This window comes from Collinsella sp. TF06-26 (assembly GCF_002232035.1).
In the GTDB taxonomy this organism is placed as follows: domain Bacteria; phylum Actinomycetota; class Coriobacteriia; order Coriobacteriales; family Coriobacteriaceae; genus Collinsella.
The window spans coordinates 38,152-52,694 of record NZ_NKXR01000011.1 but is presented as its reverse complement, the minus strand read 5'-3'; the positions used below and the strand labels follow the sequence as shown (position 1 = coordinate 52,694).

The following is a 14,543-nucleotide window of genomic DNA, read 5'->3' as shown; positions in this document are numbered from 1 at the left end:
GGAAACTGCATCCCAGAATATTGGCCTGGAACGGGACGGACTTTCCGAATCGGCGTCCAAAAGGAAACCGCATCCCGCTTTGATGTGGGGACTGCGAACAAAAGCCGGACCGTGATCTGGCGCGGATTGGAGTTCGCCTGAATCATTGATGCTGGCTGGTGTGAGAACAGAGATAAACGAGCGGCTCGAGCGATATAATGACACGCTATGGAGGCCGTATGCTCTTTTCCCGCCGTTCTGCTACATTTGCCTGCGCCATTGCGCTTGTCGTAATGGCGGTCACCCCTTATCACCGGTTTTCATCTTCAATCGGCCTAGCGTCAGGTGCAATGACCTGGCTCGTTATCCTGGGCGCATGCCTCGCGGCGTTTGTTCATGGTGCTGCGCTATGCAAGGGGGGAATGAGAAGGCCGAGGCATCTCGGTGCCATCGGTGTTTTCCTTGGTGTTATTGCAACGGTTCCCGAATGGGCCGACCTGGCTTTCTATGCTCGCGGAGACTCTATTCCAATCGTGTTTGCACCGATTTGGTTGTTACATGGCGTTTCGTGTGTCTCGTGCTTTGTTGGGTCGCTGCTTCTCTCATATGTTATTTGGGGCACGGCGGACTCTCCTTTGACGCAGAGGTCGACACGGACTGACGAAAGGGAAACTCGTCACCCGCAGGACGCGATTTTTACAGAAACAATAGCCGTCATGTCTTGCCTGCTGTTTTGCTGTCGAGTTTCATGGAGAGTCGTTCCCGAGCCATGGGGGATGCCCCCTGTAACGGCCGCGTCAATTGGCCTTGCGCTTTTAATTCCGTTGGTCTATCTCGCATTGACTGTGGCCCCGCCGTTTTGCCGCCCTCGTGCCTTTGGCCATGGGCGGCGCGACGTGTTTGCCTGTTCTGTGCTCGTAGCAGTTCCTATTGGTCTTATTCCGGCTGTTGAGGCGGCATACTTCGCAAGCGATGCCGTGGTCATTGCATTGCTGGCGATGGGGTCCGTTATCGCTGCTGCCTTCGTATGCATGTTGCTAAGGGGGAAACGGGACAACAATTCGGATATCGCCTGTGCGTCCGACACATTCGATGCGGGGGTGTTTTCCCCTGCCCTGTCGCCTAGAGAAGAGCAGTTTGTTCGACTGCTGCTCAAAGGGAAAACGCCGGCGGAAATTGCCAAGGAGACGGATACGAAGCCATCGACGGTGAGAACAACGCTTCACCGAGCATACGGGAAGGCGTCGGTTGCGGGCTCACGCGAGCTCGTGGCGCTGTTTGCGGGTGAGGGCGATACTGTAGGGCATGAGCTACCGCAGCGGCATGCTGACGATATAGTGGCATCAGCTCGAACGCGCCGGCTGTTTCGATACCTGCTCACATTATTCTTTATCCTCCTTGCGGCGGGGCCCTTGGTAATGGCGGATAGCGATTGGGGGTCCGGTGTTTCGCGGGCTGTCGCCTTTTCCCTCTTAAGCTACGCATTGGGTCTCGGACTGCTTCTGTCGCTACGCTACGCGGGTGGAAAAGCGAATCGTGGCGCTGCGCTGGATAGAGCGGGTGAAGCGATTTGGCTCGGAAGCCCGTACGTATGGGCGGTGCTATCTGCTGTGGAATGGTCTTTTATCTATATCGCGGCATTGATGTGCATACGCGTTCCGTTGATGGCTGTGCCGGTCCTGTTTTGCGGCGTGGCGTCTACGGCTTCGCTCGCTGTTGGGCTGCGTCCGTTTAAGGTGCATGCCCATGCTCGGGCTATCGTGCCGTTGGTGTCAATGGGCATGGTTGCCTTAATCTATGCGGTCGCTAGGGGGCGAATCCATGGACTTGCGGTGCTGACGGGGGTGCTGCTCACATATATAGTGATGCGAAGCTGTCCGCAGCGCAAAATGCTTGGGATATGGATGCTTTGCTTCGGGGCGACGGCTCCTGTTTGGGCTGTCTTGCTCAATATGGTGCAGGATCTGACGGTTTTCGAGCCGTTGTTCCTCGCGTCGTTGTTGGGGCAAAGTTCGGCTGTCAATGTCGTCGTGGCAACGGTGATTGTTTGCTGGTCTGTGCCCATGTTCGTTACGCACATCGCGCTCGCCCGCTCGGTTGAGGACGAGAAGGCCGTCTTGGAGTACCGGGCGAACGGGTCCACCGAAACGGCCCGCGTGCGCCAGCTGGCCCTGCTTACGTCGCGCTCCCTTTCTGATGTTCAGTCGCAAATTTTGCTGATGACGGCAGAGGGGGCAACGACAAAGGCCATTGCGGAGGATGTCGGTTACGCTGCATCTACGGTGCAAGCGCTGCGGTCTGCATCTTACCGCCAGTTGAAGATCAAGAATAAGGCGGAGCTAATTTTATTGTTATCGCAGGTAAACAACGTGTAAACGCCTGAGCAATCAACTCAATAGCGGGTGTTTACAGACATCTTTCTCTATTCATGCGAAGGTTGCCGTGCGTCGACGCATTGTTAACCGCTTTTGATTGGAGAAGGCCATGATTAAGCCAAGGAGCGCTATTGCTCGAATCGGAGTCGGCTTGGTGATTGCAGCTGGTCTGTCCCTAGGGGTTCCCGCTGCATCGTTTGCACAAGAGGAGTTTGACACCTCTCAGGTTTCCAGCATTACTCAAAACGCCGATACGGGAATTACGACCTGTACGAACAATGCCGATAAGGCATTTAGTTTTCAATGTGCCGGGACGAGTGCAACTGGCTACCGTCAAAAGGATGATTCCTCATCGCTCTATCTGGATATCCAGGGCCATACGGGAAATCCGCTTCGGTTATATACAGACGGTGCGTATAACACAAGCGGTAGCGGCAGCATGAATTGTACTCAGGGAACGTATCGTTCGAATCACAAGGGACAGTGGGAAATGTATAACCTCGTCCGTGAGAACGGGCGATCTGCGGCGCGACTGACTGCATGGGCGGAGTCTGGCTACGGCACTGTTATTGGTGTATGGAGCCCCGACTGCGTCGGGCATTTCCACAAGCTTCCCGCATAGTTGTTTGAAATGGCTCCCTTCCGGCTTTCTGGGTCGGAAGGGGGAGGAGGACGTATGAACCAAAAGCTCGCAAGATACGAACTGTCGAAAACGATTAGACGTCCAGCTTTTATCCTTGCTCTCTTGATTGCGGTCGCAGTTGCAATAGCTGCCGCGCTGGAGCCGTGGGCAAATTTGGAAAAAGAGCGCCACAACCTTCTTTCTTTTGGTTACGGCGTTGGCGTGCAAGCCGAAAATTATCTCGGTCAAACACGTGAAAGCAGCTTCGGTAACTGGATTGTTGTGAGCGCGAACGCGCCACTGTCTGCGTCGGTGTTTTTCTATGCACTGCCCCTGCTTGCAATGTTGGCTGGATCTTGGTCGTGTCTCTTTGAGCGTTTGAGTGGTTATGACATGCAGATATGCACGCGCGTTTCCAGAAAGGCGTACGTGAACGTAAAGATGCTGTCTGCTTTCCTCTCCGCGTTTACAGTGACTGCCATTCCTCTGCTCGTCAATTTCCTGATCGTCTCGATGCTTTTTCCTGCGTATCTTCCTCGGGTCGATGAGTCGACTTACGTAGGACTTTACCTGCATAGCTACTTCTCCGGTCTATTTTATTCGCATCCTTTGTCATATGTGCTCGCATACACGCTGTTCGATGCTGTCACGCTCGGGACTTTATCCATGGCTGTAACTGGCTTCTCAATTTTGTTTCGTAGCAGAATCAAAGCGATAATTGTCCCGTATCTGCTAATGGTTGCGTGGCATTTTGCAAATGGCTGGATCTTCGGCGTAATGGCTTGTGTGGGGTTTAACTGCAATATCCTCAACAGCATCAGGTCGGAATCGCTGAATAACTGGCCAGACATTCGAGCCGGTTTTGCGGAAATCATATTATTGACCCTTGCTTCGTTGGCTTTTTCTGGGGCGTGGAAAAGACGCGAGGTGGTCTGATGCTGTTTAGGCTGGTCGCCGCGGACCTGAGGACCGTTTTGAAGAAGAACATCATCACTTTTATTGCAATTGCGGCAGTGACCGTTGCGAACTTGGTGTACGCCTACGGATTGTCTTCTGTGTATGGGGTTAGAACGGATACCTTGGGGTTTGCGGATAATCTTGCGCTCGTGTTTGCCGGATCTGCTCCGTTTGAGCCTAGGCCCGGGGTCATGTTTGTGCCTCCGCTAGGATGGCTATTTCTCATTCTGCTTATTCTCTATACAACACTCGACTATCCGACCGAATCGTTGCACGGGTTTGGTTTGCAAGCGCTTGTTCGATGCCGGGCAAGAACCCTTTGGTGGGTCTCGCGTTTTATCTTGGTGGCGGCAGTAACGGCATTTTCACTGCTCGTGGTGGTTTGCTCTGTTGTGATTTGGAGCTTGGTGGTGAGCTCCTCGTTCAGCGCGGTCATTCATGGTGAGTCGCTTCAACTGGCTAATTTGGCGCCGTGGTTTCTCAAAGCTGCCGAGGCAGATGCGCTGCCGTTTTTCATAGGTCTCTTATTTGCTTTTGAGGCGCTTGCGTTTGCGCAGGCAGCGGTTGGGTTTGTGCTTGGGTCGTCAGTCTCGTTTGTGGTTTTAATGAGCTACCTGATCTGCTCGGCATATGCACGACATTGGGCGCTATTGGGTAACGCCTTGATGCTGTTGCGCTGGGGCGGAATTGTCAAAGATGGAATCGCGGCGGGCTCGAGTGGCTTGTTTTCAATTGTGATTATGTCGTTATGCCTATCGTTGGGTGGACTGTGGTTTCGAAGGGCCGACCTTATAGAAAAGGGGGACAAGATATGAGTGTGATCGTAAGGGGCGTATCGAAGCGCATGGGTAAAAACGATGTCCTGCGCAACGTGTCCATCGAGGTTGACCCTGGGACTGTGGTCGGGCTTCAGGGGATAAACGGTTCGGGTAAGACCATGCTCATGCGAGCGGTTTGCGGGTTGATCAAGCCTACCGAAGGCGAAATCTCTATCGATGGCCAAAGGCTTGGGGCGGACATCTCGTTCCCGCCGAGTCTGGGGATGTTGATCGAGGCGCCTTCCTTTTTGGGATATCTGTCTGGCTACGACAATCTGAAGCTCATCGCTCAGATCAAGGGCGTTGCCACCCCCGAGGACATTCGCTCTGCCCTGCGGCTCGTGGGGCTCGATGCAGACGAAAAAAAGAAGTTCCGAGCATACTCGCTTGGGATGAAGCAGCGTCTGGGGATAGCTGCGGCAATTATGGAGAAGCCGAAGCTGCTTGTTCTCGATGAGCCAACGAATGCCCTCGACGAAGCGGGCGTTGAAATGCTCAAGCGCGTTGTGGCGATGGCGGCATCAACGGGTCGTGAGGTCCTTCTGTCCAGCCATGACGGAGAGGTGCTCGAGGAACTGGCCGATCGGGTTTACTGCATGCGCGACGGTGCCGTTGTGAAAGTTCGGGAAAGGTCGTGAGCGCGATGAAGAAGACCCTGTGGATGAGAAGATCGGCGCTCGCGCTTTTTTGCTGTGCTGCTGCCGGCCTTGCGGGCATGAGGGTGAGCGTCGTTAACGGGAACCGGACGGTCATTCCTGAGAAATATTACGCGGAGGGCGAATGGCTCTCGATGGATGGAGCGTTTCTGGGGTCGAAGGATGTGGTGACTGATGGGTATTCGTTTTGCATAGACGGGGCAGAGTTGCTCACGCCGCGCGAGTATCTCAAACGAGCACATGACGATTATTCAAAATATGGCACCGTGGATACGAAAACGAGACTGAAGGATGCCGACATCACGTGCGTTATCGCCGTAAAGATGCGTGTCAGAAATAGGGATAATATCGACGGTGGAATCAAAGCGTATGTTTGGCATCTGGTTCCGGAGTCTGCGCCAAACTATGATTTTGTAGTCAATACCGATCTGATAACGCAAGCCATGCCGGTCCTTGGCGGCTCTGCTGCGTTTGCCGTGGAGGTTGGGGCAGAAAACGAGTTGCTCGTCCCATTTATGATGCAGAACACCAACGACTATTTCGAAGGTTACGAGACCGTCCGTTTTGAGAAAGCATTTCCCGGGACTTACACGATGAAGATGACCGATCTGCCGGAGCGGAGGCTCTTAAGGTTTGAAGTGAAATAGCTCGAGAGCAAGGCAAAACGGGTCCATTGGCGGTACGCGCGCCCGATTCCAGGCGCCCCGGCCCGGAATCGGGCGCGGGACGAGGCGCCTTCGGTGTCGGCCGGCCTACCGCTTCTTCTTGCTCTTCTTCTGCTTGCGCTGCTTGCCCTTGGTCTCCTGGGGCTTGTCGCCCTGTTTTGCTTCGGCAGCGGCCTTTTCTGCCTTCATCTTCTTGCGTTTGGTCTCGATGCGGAGTTTTTTGTTGATGCGCGCCTTAAGGAAGGGACCGAACTGCTCGGCATCGCCGCGGACAAAGGTGTCCTTAGGGATCGTCACGCCCTGGTCGGCGAACATGGCCACAAAGATGCGCTCGCCGTCGAGCACGTGGTCGAGCTTTTCAAACGGGAAGAACTGCGACTTGCCGCTCGTGCCCCAAACCATCAGGCCGTCCTCGTTGGCGGCGACGCGGCGATAGCGGCCACCCATGGACTCGTCGGCCTCAACGGCGTCGATAAAGTCGCGGGCGAGGGTGTGGTGCAGGTTTTTGCTCCACCAGGCCAAAAAGGCGCCGAATACGATCAAGACGACGCCAAACTTGATCCAGTTGCCGCCGGCCACCAGCATGCCGATGCCGATGAGCGCGGCAATTGCCGCGGCGACATACAGCGAGCCGCGACGCCTGGGCGAGGCGACCAGGCGGGCGAAGTCGGTGACGAGGTCGTTTTCGTATTGGTACTCGTTGAGGTACAGGATGCCGTCGTCGGCTGCGGCCTGCTCCTCGAGCGCGACCTCGACCTGGTCGGCTGCTTCGGAGGGAACGAGGTTGCTCTCTGCGTCTGCCATGCTCTTTGGACTCCTATCGCGGCGGGCTCGCCGTACGGGTTATTATGGAATGCAGTATGCCGTGCGACCGCATGGCCGCCGCGGCAACAAGACTCAGTATACCCGGGGGAGCACCCATGGAATCGTTGTACCGAAAGTATCGCCCGCTCACCTTTGACTCCGTGGTGGGCCAGCAGCATATCGTCTCGACGCTCGAGCACGCCATCACCGAGGGGCGCCTGTCCCACGCCTACCTGTTCTGCGGACCGCGCGGCACGGGCAAGACCACCATGGCGCGCATTCTGGCCAAGGCGCTGCTGTGCCGCAATGCCGAGGCGGCGCGCGCCGAGGGTGCAAGCGGCTGCATGCCCGACGGTACTTGCGAGGAGTGCGAGCTCATTGCCGAGGGTAACCACCCCGATGTCTACGAGCTCGATGCCGCCTCCCGCACGGGCGTGGACAATGTGCGCGAGGAAATCATCAACTCCGTCAACTTTGCCCCGGTGCGCGGCAAGTGCAAGATCTATATCATCGACGAGGTCCACATGCTCACGACGGCGGCGTTTAACGCGCTGCTCAAGACGCTCGAGGAGCCGCCGGCGCACGTGATCTTTGTGCTGTGCACCACCGACCCGCAAAAGATTCTGGAGACCATCCTCTCGCGCTGCCAGCGCTTCGATTTCCATCGCATCGGCAACGAGGATATTGCGCATCGCCTGTCCTACGTGTGCGAGCAGGAGGGCTTCGATTACGACGATGAGGCGCTGGCTATCGTGGCGCGCCATGCCAAGGGCGGTATGCGCGACGCGTTGTCCACGCTGGAGCAGCTGAGCGTCTTTGGCAACGGTTCTGTGCATGCGGACGACGCCCGCTCGCTTTTAGGCGAGGTTTCGGACCAGATTCTGGGCGAGTTTTCCCGCGCCATTGCCGATCGCGATGTTGCCGAGCTCTATGGACTGATCCGTGCGCAGGTCGAGGAAGGAAACGACCTGCTGGAGCTGACGCGCGACCTGGTGGCGCATGTGCGTGACGTGTACGTTGCCTGCGTTGCCGGTGCCCGTGCCGAGCTGTTTGAGGGCGGCTCCGAGCAGGCCGAGGCGCTTGCTGCCGAGGCCGCTGCCTTTGGCGAGCATCCTGCCGACCGCCTGGCCCGTGTGCTGACGGTGCTCGACGATGCCGCACTGGAGATGAGGGGCGCGAGCGACGTGCGCCTGGTGCTCGAGATCGCCTGCACGCGCCTGGCACGTCCCGAGGCCGATTTAACGATTGAGGCATTGGCCGAGCGCGTGGCCCGCTTGGAGGCCATGGTTGCCAACGGCGCCGTGCCGGCGAGCGTGGCTGCTGCTCAGGCCGCCGCGCCTGCAGCATCCGTACCCGCTGCTGCCCAACAGCCGACGCTAATTTCGGGCGCTCGTGCTGCCGCTCCGGCGGCATCCGCTGCCCCCGCTGCTACGTCCGCGCGCCAGGGCGGTATGCCTTGGGACCGTGGTGCTGCTGTTCCGGCTGCCCAGCCTGCGTCCCGTTCTGCGTCCGTGTCAGCTTCCAAGCCTGCAGCGCCTGCACCTCAGCCTGCGCCGACTCCGACGCCTCAGCCCGTTGCGGCTCCCGCGCCTGCCACCGCTCCGGCACCTAAGCCCCAGTCCAACAATGCCGCCCAGGTTGCCGCCGCCGGTACTGCCGAGACGCCCGCGGTCGAGGATGCCGGAGAGCTGCAGCGCAAATGGGCCGAGGTTGTCGAGCGTGTCAAGGCGCGTCAGGCTTCCTACGCGGGGCTTTTGCTCAATGCCCGCGCCACGGCTGACGACGGCTCCAGGCTCACGGTCTCGTTCCCCGCGGGCTCGACCTTTGCCATCAAGATGCTTGGACGCGCCGACACGCAGTCGGTGGTCCTGCCGACAGTCAGTGCGGTCTTCGGTCGTCGTACCGTCGACTATGTCCTGGATGGGGGTGGCACGCCGGCTCCTCAACATGAGGAGCATTCTCCATCTGCACGGGCTGCGGTATCTGCGGACCCGCAGCCCGTGTCCTCGGCGGCCCCTGCATCCTCGAGCGCCAGCGCGACGCAGCCAAAAGCAGCACCGATAGCGGCGCCGACCCCGTCGGCGCCTAAGCCCGTCATGGCCAAACCGGCTGCTCCGACACCCGCGCCCAAGCCTGCCTCGCCCGCGCCCAAGTCGTCTGACCTGGGCAAAGCCCCCTGGCTGCGCTCCGACAACCCCGCCGGCGCTCCTGCCACGGGCAAGCTCCCGACCGAGCCCGCGCCCCGAGCGCCCGAGCGCGCGTCCGCTCCCAAGGCTCAGCCCGCCGCGCCGTCTGCGCCATGGGAATCCGAGCAGGTTCCCTACGACGATGCCATGGTTGGCGGTTTTGTTGCCGATGCTGGTGGGGACGATCTGCCTCCGTTCGACGTGCCGGGTGCGGCGTCCGCGCCCAAGCCCGCTGCAACTGCCCCCAAAGAGGAGGACGCTCCTGCGGCTCCCTGGGAGTCCAACCCCGGCGCGGGCAGCCCCTTCGGCCATCAAGGCGCAGCCCCAAGCATCCCGCAGACCGAGGACGAGGCCAAAGCCCTCATCCGCAGCGTCTTCGGCCAGTCCACCATCTTCAAACCGGTGGAGTAGCTGTACGGGCGGGTATACTGCTCAGGAAGAGACTTCTTTGAACGGAGCGAGCTTATGATGTGGGAATATGTCCGCCTCGAGGACGATACGCAAGTTTCGTATTCCGAAGTCCGTGAGGACAACACGGTGAAGGTCGTTGTGGAGCGCCCGCGCGATTGGGGTTTTGACGCGGCGGAGTGTATCTTGCCGGCATTCAATTGGGTGTCACATGAGGGCTTTAGCGAAGCGGACCTCAAAGAACTCGATGATTTCGTGCGTAACAATGCCCCGCTCATCCTGCGTTTTGCCTACGAAGGCGGACGAGTCTATGCCTAGTCTCTTCCGACTCGGCCATATATCACTTTCTTTTGTCCGGGCGCATCTGTATTTCGGACATGTGTAGTGTGGTGCCGCGTATATCGCATTCGAGCAGACAAGCGCGTGACGGTCGGCCTAGGATGCTGAGGTCGATACGATACGTCGCATGGCCGTCCGTGTACTCGACTTGCTCGGCGTTGACGGTTGCTCCGATTGTAAATAAAGAGCCCAGTTCGGCATCGACAATCTTGGAGTCCTTTATCTTGACCTTGAACTCTTGGTAGAGGGACGGGCTGTTGTAGTAAATGGTTCGGGTTCCGTCGGTGCATTCATCGGTCGTCTCCCATTTGACGACGGGCTGGTCCGAGCTGGCTATCAGCAGTTCTGCTCCAAAAGCTATGGCATGGGTGATGACAACCAGCAATGCCCAGCCGACAAAGAGATAGAGAACCACATATGCAACGGGGTGTTTTGAGCGGATGTTTTGGAGCGCGTCGGGGGCATTCATGGGGCACCTCCAAATTGCAATCTATGACAATCAAATTATACCCTGCCGCCATGTGCTCCGCCTCGAGCAGCGGTTTGGCATTTAGCTATTTAGTGGCACACATGAAATGCCGGATTCGGCTCTACTAGATTGAGTATGCGATATTATGCAACCTTGCATAATTCGGCCTTGCATAATCTTTGCGCGTGGTTTGTATTAGAGGACATGTATATCGACTGAGGTAGCGTGTCCGCCCCGCTTGCTTGCCCCGCGCCGTGGTACGATTTTTGAGTTTGAAAGTCCCGTCGCGCTCCGGCTGCCCTTGCAGCTTGTCGCGCGGCCGCACGTAAAGGAGCCATCATGGCCGGTATGAACATGCAGCAAATGATGAAGCAGGCTCGCAAGATGCAGGAGCAGCTTGCCGCCGCGCAGGAAAACCTTAAGTCCCAGACCGTCGACGCCTCTGCCGGCGGCGGCATGGTCAAGGTGACCGTTAACGGCGAGATGGAGCTCGTCAACCTCACCATCGACCCCGATGCCCTCGATCCCGAGGACGTCGATATGCTGCAGGACATGATCATGGCTGCCGTCAACGAGGCCGTCCGCGGTGTCAACGAGCTTGCCAACAAGCAGATGGGCGCCATCACCGGCGGCCTCAACATCCCGGGCATGCCGTTCTAAGACACGCATATATATGAGTGCCAACCATAGTCTGCAAAAATTGCTCGATGAGCTGGGCCGTCTGCCGGGCATTGGTCCCAAGTCGGCCCAGCGCATCGCCTATTACCTGCTCGAGGCCGATGCCGAGGAGGCCCGCCGCCTGGCCGAGGCCATCCTGGAGGTTAAGCAGGAGGTCCACTTTTGCAGCCGTTGCTTTAACTACGCCACGGCCGACGAGTGCTCCATCTGCCAGGATTCGATGCGCGACACTACTCGCATTTGCGTGGTGGGCGAGCCGCGCGACGTCCAGGCAATCGAGCGCACGGGCAGCTACCATGGCCTGTACCATGTGCTGGGCGGCGTGATCAGCCCCATGGACAAGATTGGTCCCGAGCAGCTGCACATCCGCGAGCTGCTGGCGCGTTTGGGCCACGAGGATATCCATGAGGTCATCATCGCCACCAACCCCAATATTGAGGGCGAGACCACGGCGAGCTACCTGGCCCGCACTATCAAGCCGCTGGGCGTTGAGGTGTCGCGTCTGGCGAGCGGCCTGCCCGTGGGCGGCGACCTGGAGTATGCCGACGAGCTTACGCTTGGACGCGCCATTGAGGCCCGTCGCACGATTTAGGTGGCGAGCCTGCTCCTGCCGTATGTTTTCCTGGCGACGCACGGGGCAGTCATAATTTCCCCGTGCGACTATGAGTTTGTTGTGCAACAAAGATGCTTCGTATCCGCTTATCGCATGGATGCTTCCGCCCGCGTCCTTAATTCGCCCATTCGTTGCGCAACCTTTTGGGTTCGCTGATACACTCAAATGTGGATTCGAATGAATGCGCCGCTCCCGAGCGGCGTGTTTTTGTTGGAGGAGAACGCATGCGGCCCGGTGGCACTCAGACAAAGCGCGGCGCCGCGGTGCGCATGCGACGCCGACTGGGCTTGGCGCCTCGGGCGTACGCGCTGCTGTCGTGCTCGCTGGTGCTGGTCATAGCTGGCGTTTCTGCCTATGGCATGACCGTGCCGTCCATGATACAGGCACATGCCGCACGCGAACCGCGCGTAGGGCATGAGGTCAAAAGTGACCTGGGCACCACGACTGGATATGCTTGGGCAAGTGTGGTCGCGCATATTGTGTTTGGCACTGACGACGCGGACGGCGCCGAGGCCCCGGACAACGAAGTCACGCTTGCCAATGGCAAAACCATCGTGCTCACCAACACCAAGATCATCGATCGGTTGTCCAACAATAGCGTGGCGGCAACGGTGAATAAGGTCGAGCAGCAGCAGGAACAGGACGCCCAGCAGCCCGGAAAGCCCGGTAGCTCGGATACTTCTGGCTCCGGCTCGGATTCGTCGAGTTCGGGCGGCGGTTCTGGGTCGGGCTCCTCTGCCGGAGGGTCTGGAAATGGCGGTTCGACGGGCGGCAACACTGACAGCGATGCAAACTCCGGTGGCCTTTCCGCTGCTGAGGAAGAGAGCATTCACAGTTGGCTTGTGACCAAGTACAACATGCTCGACGGCTATGTTTCTCGCGCCAATGACGTGGTTTCGACCTATAACTCTACGGGAGATCCCAGGCCGTGCGACAGCCTGGTCGGGGAGATGTTTGTCATTCGAGCCGAGTTCGGTCGTCAGACATTCTCGCCCCGGTCAAAGTGGTATCAGCAGTATGCCAATCTGTGGGGCTGTTACACCAACCTATGTCAATGGGTCGGCCATTACGGCGATGATGACGTCGCACTCGGTAACTTCAAGAATAACGTGGCGGCGCTTGCCCTATGATGACCGATCTTGCATCCACCACACCACAATCGCTCGGTCGCGATCCCATGGTCGGCCTGCGCCTGGCGCGTGTCGACGGGTTTGAGCCGGCCATTGCGCTCGGTCAGGACGAACTGCCTGCCTACCTGCGTCGTTTTACGATACTGTTTGCCGACGATGCCACCATGCGCCGTGGCGGTATCGGCCGCGTGACGCGTGCCATCAACGCCCAAGGCGAGGCCGTGGCACTCAAACAGCTCATCTTGCCGACGCGCGATGAGTTTGACGATGCCGCCGCTCATGAGGCGCTGGTCGCCAAGTTCAAAGCGGCGTTTCGCGAGGAATATGAATGCCATCGCGCCCTTTCGGGCCTTAAGGGTTTTCCCCGCCTCTATGGCTGGGGCGAGGTTGACGGTGTGCCTGTAATTGTCATGGAATGGGTCGAGGGCGAGACGCTTGCCCGCTTGCGTTCGCGACTTGCCGTGGACGATGCCGGCCGCCTATCGCCGCTTGTGGCGGCGCGCTTGGGGCGTGACCTGTTCGACCTGCTCTGCCGCATGAGCCTGGTGGGGGAGGGCTTTGTCCATCGTGATATCTCGCCCGCTAATATTATGGTGCGTACGGCGCGTCTACCGCTTGACCGGCAGCTTGCCGAGGGCACCTTTGACCTGTGCCTGATCGATTTTGGCTCGTCGCTGGCGCTTGAGCCTGCGTCGGCCGTGGCCGGTACCGGCGGCAAGGCGTCGTTTACGGAGCGCTATGCCACGCTGCGTCGCGCGACGGTTGCCTACGCCCCGCCCGAGATGCTCACCGACGATATTCCCGACCTGCGCGCTTTGCGTATGTCGCCGGCGATCGACGTCTATGCCACGGCAAGCACGGTTTACGAGCTCATTGCCGGCGTCGCGCCATACGAAGCCGCGCCGAGCGCTTCGGGCACCTCGGGTTCGCGCAAAAAGACGCGCGACATCGCCAGCCCCTACCGTCTCAAGATGGACACGCTGCCCGACTATCCCATTGGTGCCCATGCACCCGGTTGCGATTTGACTCAGCTGCTTCGTCGTGAGCCCGATGTGGCGCTCGCCGCGGCCGAGCAGGCCCAGCAGCTGGGGCTTGAGCCGGATTCCGAGGAGCTACGCGATGCGTTGGCGTTTGTCGATGCCCAGCTGTTCGACGTGGTGATGGCCTGTCTGTCCAGCCATCAAAAAGATCGTCCCGAGCCGGCGGCGGTCGAGGCGGCGCTCTCGGCGTTTTGTGACCACTATGCGCAAAATGTCGGTCGTTCGCTCCGCGGCGAGCCGCTCACGCCGTGCCCCATGGATGCGTCTGGCCGCGCGGTTCGTCGCGCGCTGATGGTCGGCGCGACGGTCGTCTGTGGCGTGGTTTGGGCTGTGGTCGTGGTTTCGGCCGCGCTGCTGGCGTCGGGCGCTCGCGTGACGGCGACTTTGGGATCGCTCGTGTGGTCTGGGTCGATACCGGGTATTATTGCCGCACTGGCGTTGGCGCTGCCAGGCATAGCCGGCGTTGTCGCGGGGGCACTTGCGCGCAATCGGCGCTCGGGCTTCCTGCAGGGTGTGCTTGCGCTTTCTGCCTGCGAGGTTCCGGTGCTGGTTGTGGCTGCATGTAGCGTATTTTCCCAACGCGCCGTGATGGGCGGCCTTGTTGCCGCTCTGGTTGCAACCTATACGCTTACGTGGTTTTTGCTTGCGATGGGCTTTGCCTTTGAACTTCCCGTTTCGGCACCGCGACGCACAAAAGTCCAGATGGCGACTCCGCTTGCCGGTGGAGCCGCAGCTGCCCGTACTTTTGGCGGACCTGTCGAAGTATCGTCCGATTCTATTTCTACGACCAAGGAGGCCTAGGTC

General features: G+C 58.9%; 14 protein-coding genes. 12 read left to right on the top strand and 2 right to left on the bottom strand.

All coding sequences use genetic code 11. The features are described from left to right. Window positions 1–218: 218 nt before the first annotated feature. From CHY22_RS07195 to CHY22_RS07175, 6 genes are all read left to right on the top strand, one after another. Window positions 219–2,354: a LuxR C-terminal-related transcriptional regulator gene (locus CHY22_RS07195; protein WP_158551214.1), complete on the top strand. Its 2,136-nt coding sequence runs from the start codon at window positions 219–221 to the stop codon at window positions 2,352–2,354. A gap of 109 nt (window positions 2,355–2,463) precedes the next feature. Further along, the gene (locus CHY22_RS09975; RefSeq protein WP_124785772.1) at window positions 2,464–2,976 is read left to right on the top strand and encodes a hypothetical protein; all 513 of its coding nucleotides are present in this window, start codon (window positions 2,464–2,466) and stop codon (window positions 2,974–2,976) included. 54 nt (window positions 2,977–3,030) lie between these two features. Beyond that, window positions 3,031–3,912: a hypothetical protein gene (locus CHY22_RS07190; protein WP_089573265.1), complete on the top strand. Its 882-nt coding sequence runs from the start codon at window positions 3,031–3,033 to the stop codon at window positions 3,910–3,912. 38 nt (window positions 3,913–3,950) lie between these two features. Further along, window positions 3,951–4,748, top strand: coding sequence for a hypothetical protein (locus CHY22_RS07185; protein ID WP_143759220.1), 798 nt, complete (start codon window positions 3,951–3,953; stop codon window positions 4,746–4,748). Continuing rightward, window positions 4,745–5,389, top strand: a complete 645-nt coding sequence (locus tag CHY22_RS07180) for an ATP-binding cassette domain-containing protein (protein ID WP_089573263.1) — start codon at window positions 4,745–4,747, stop codon at window positions 5,387–5,389. The genes CHY22_RS07185 and CHY22_RS07180 overlap by 4 nt, the downstream gene beginning before the upstream one ends. 5 nt (window positions 5,390–5,394) lie before the next feature. Further along, the gene (locus CHY22_RS07175; RefSeq protein WP_089573262.1) at window positions 5,395–6,054 is read left to right on the top strand and encodes a DUF5028 domain-containing protein; all 660 of its coding nucleotides are present in this window, start codon (window positions 5,395–5,397) and stop codon (window positions 6,052–6,054) included. Between the two features lie 105 nt (window positions 6,055–6,159). Here CHY22_RS07175 and CHY22_RS07170 read toward each other — a convergent pair whose 3' ends face one another. Further along, window positions 6,160–6,876, bottom strand: coding sequence for a hypothetical protein (locus tag CHY22_RS07170; RefSeq protein WP_089573261.1), 717 nt, complete (start codon window positions 6,874–6,876; stop codon window positions 6,160–6,162). Window positions 6,877–6,992: 116 nt separating this feature from the next. On the opposite strand from CHY22_RS07170, the gene dnaX reads away from it, so the two are divergent. Together dnaX and CHY22_RS07160 are read left to right on the top strand one after the other, a co-directional pair. Then, window positions 6,993–9,473: a DNA polymerase III subunit gamma/tau gene (dnaX, locus tag CHY22_RS07165; protein ID WP_168170436.1), complete on the top strand. Its 2,481-nt coding sequence runs from the start codon at window positions 6,993–6,995 to the stop codon at window positions 9,471–9,473. A gap of 54 nt (window positions 9,474–9,527) precedes the next feature. Next, window positions 9,528–9,788, top strand: coding sequence for a hypothetical protein (locus tag CHY22_RS07160; protein ID WP_089573259.1), 261 nt, complete (start codon window positions 9,528–9,530; stop codon window positions 9,786–9,788). A 22-nt stretch (window positions 9,789–9,810) separates the two neighbouring features. Here CHY22_RS07160 and CHY22_RS07155 read toward each other — a convergent pair whose 3' ends face one another. After that, the gene (locus CHY22_RS07155) at window positions 9,811–10,278 is read right to left on the bottom strand and encodes a hypothetical protein (RefSeq protein ID WP_089573258.1); all 468 of its coding nucleotides are present in this window, start codon (window positions 10,276–10,278) and stop codon (window positions 9,811–9,813) included. A 339-nt stretch (window positions 10,279–10,617) separates the two neighbouring features. Between CHY22_RS07155 and CHY22_RS07150 the strand changes: the two genes are divergently transcribed. From CHY22_RS07150 to CHY22_RS07135, 4 genes are all read left to right on the top strand, one after another. Beyond that, window positions 10,618–10,938, top strand: a complete 321-nt coding sequence (locus tag CHY22_RS07150) for a YbaB/EbfC family nucleoid-associated protein (protein WP_006235174.1) — start codon at window positions 10,618–10,620, stop codon at window positions 10,936–10,938. A 13-nt stretch (window positions 10,939–10,951) separates the two neighbouring features. Next, on the top strand, window positions 10,952–11,548 hold the full coding sequence (recR, locus tag CHY22_RS07145; protein WP_089573257.1) for a recombination mediator RecR: 597 nt from the start codon (window positions 10,952–10,954) through the stop codon (window positions 11,546–11,548). A 245-nt stretch (window positions 11,549–11,793) separates the two neighbouring features. Then, window positions 11,794–12,699 (top strand): hypothetical protein, encoded by a 906-nt coding sequence (locus CHY22_RS07140; RefSeq protein ID WP_089573256.1) that lies wholly within the window; start codon window positions 11,794–11,796, stop codon window positions 12,697–12,699. Next, window positions 12,696–14,540, top strand: coding sequence for an AarF/UbiB family protein (locus tag CHY22_RS07135; RefSeq protein WP_089573255.1), 1,845 nt, complete (start codon window positions 12,696–12,698; stop codon window positions 14,538–14,540). The genes CHY22_RS07140 and CHY22_RS07135 overlap by 4 nt, the downstream gene beginning before the upstream one ends. The last annotated feature ends 3 nt before the right edge of the window (window positions 14,541–14,543 follow it).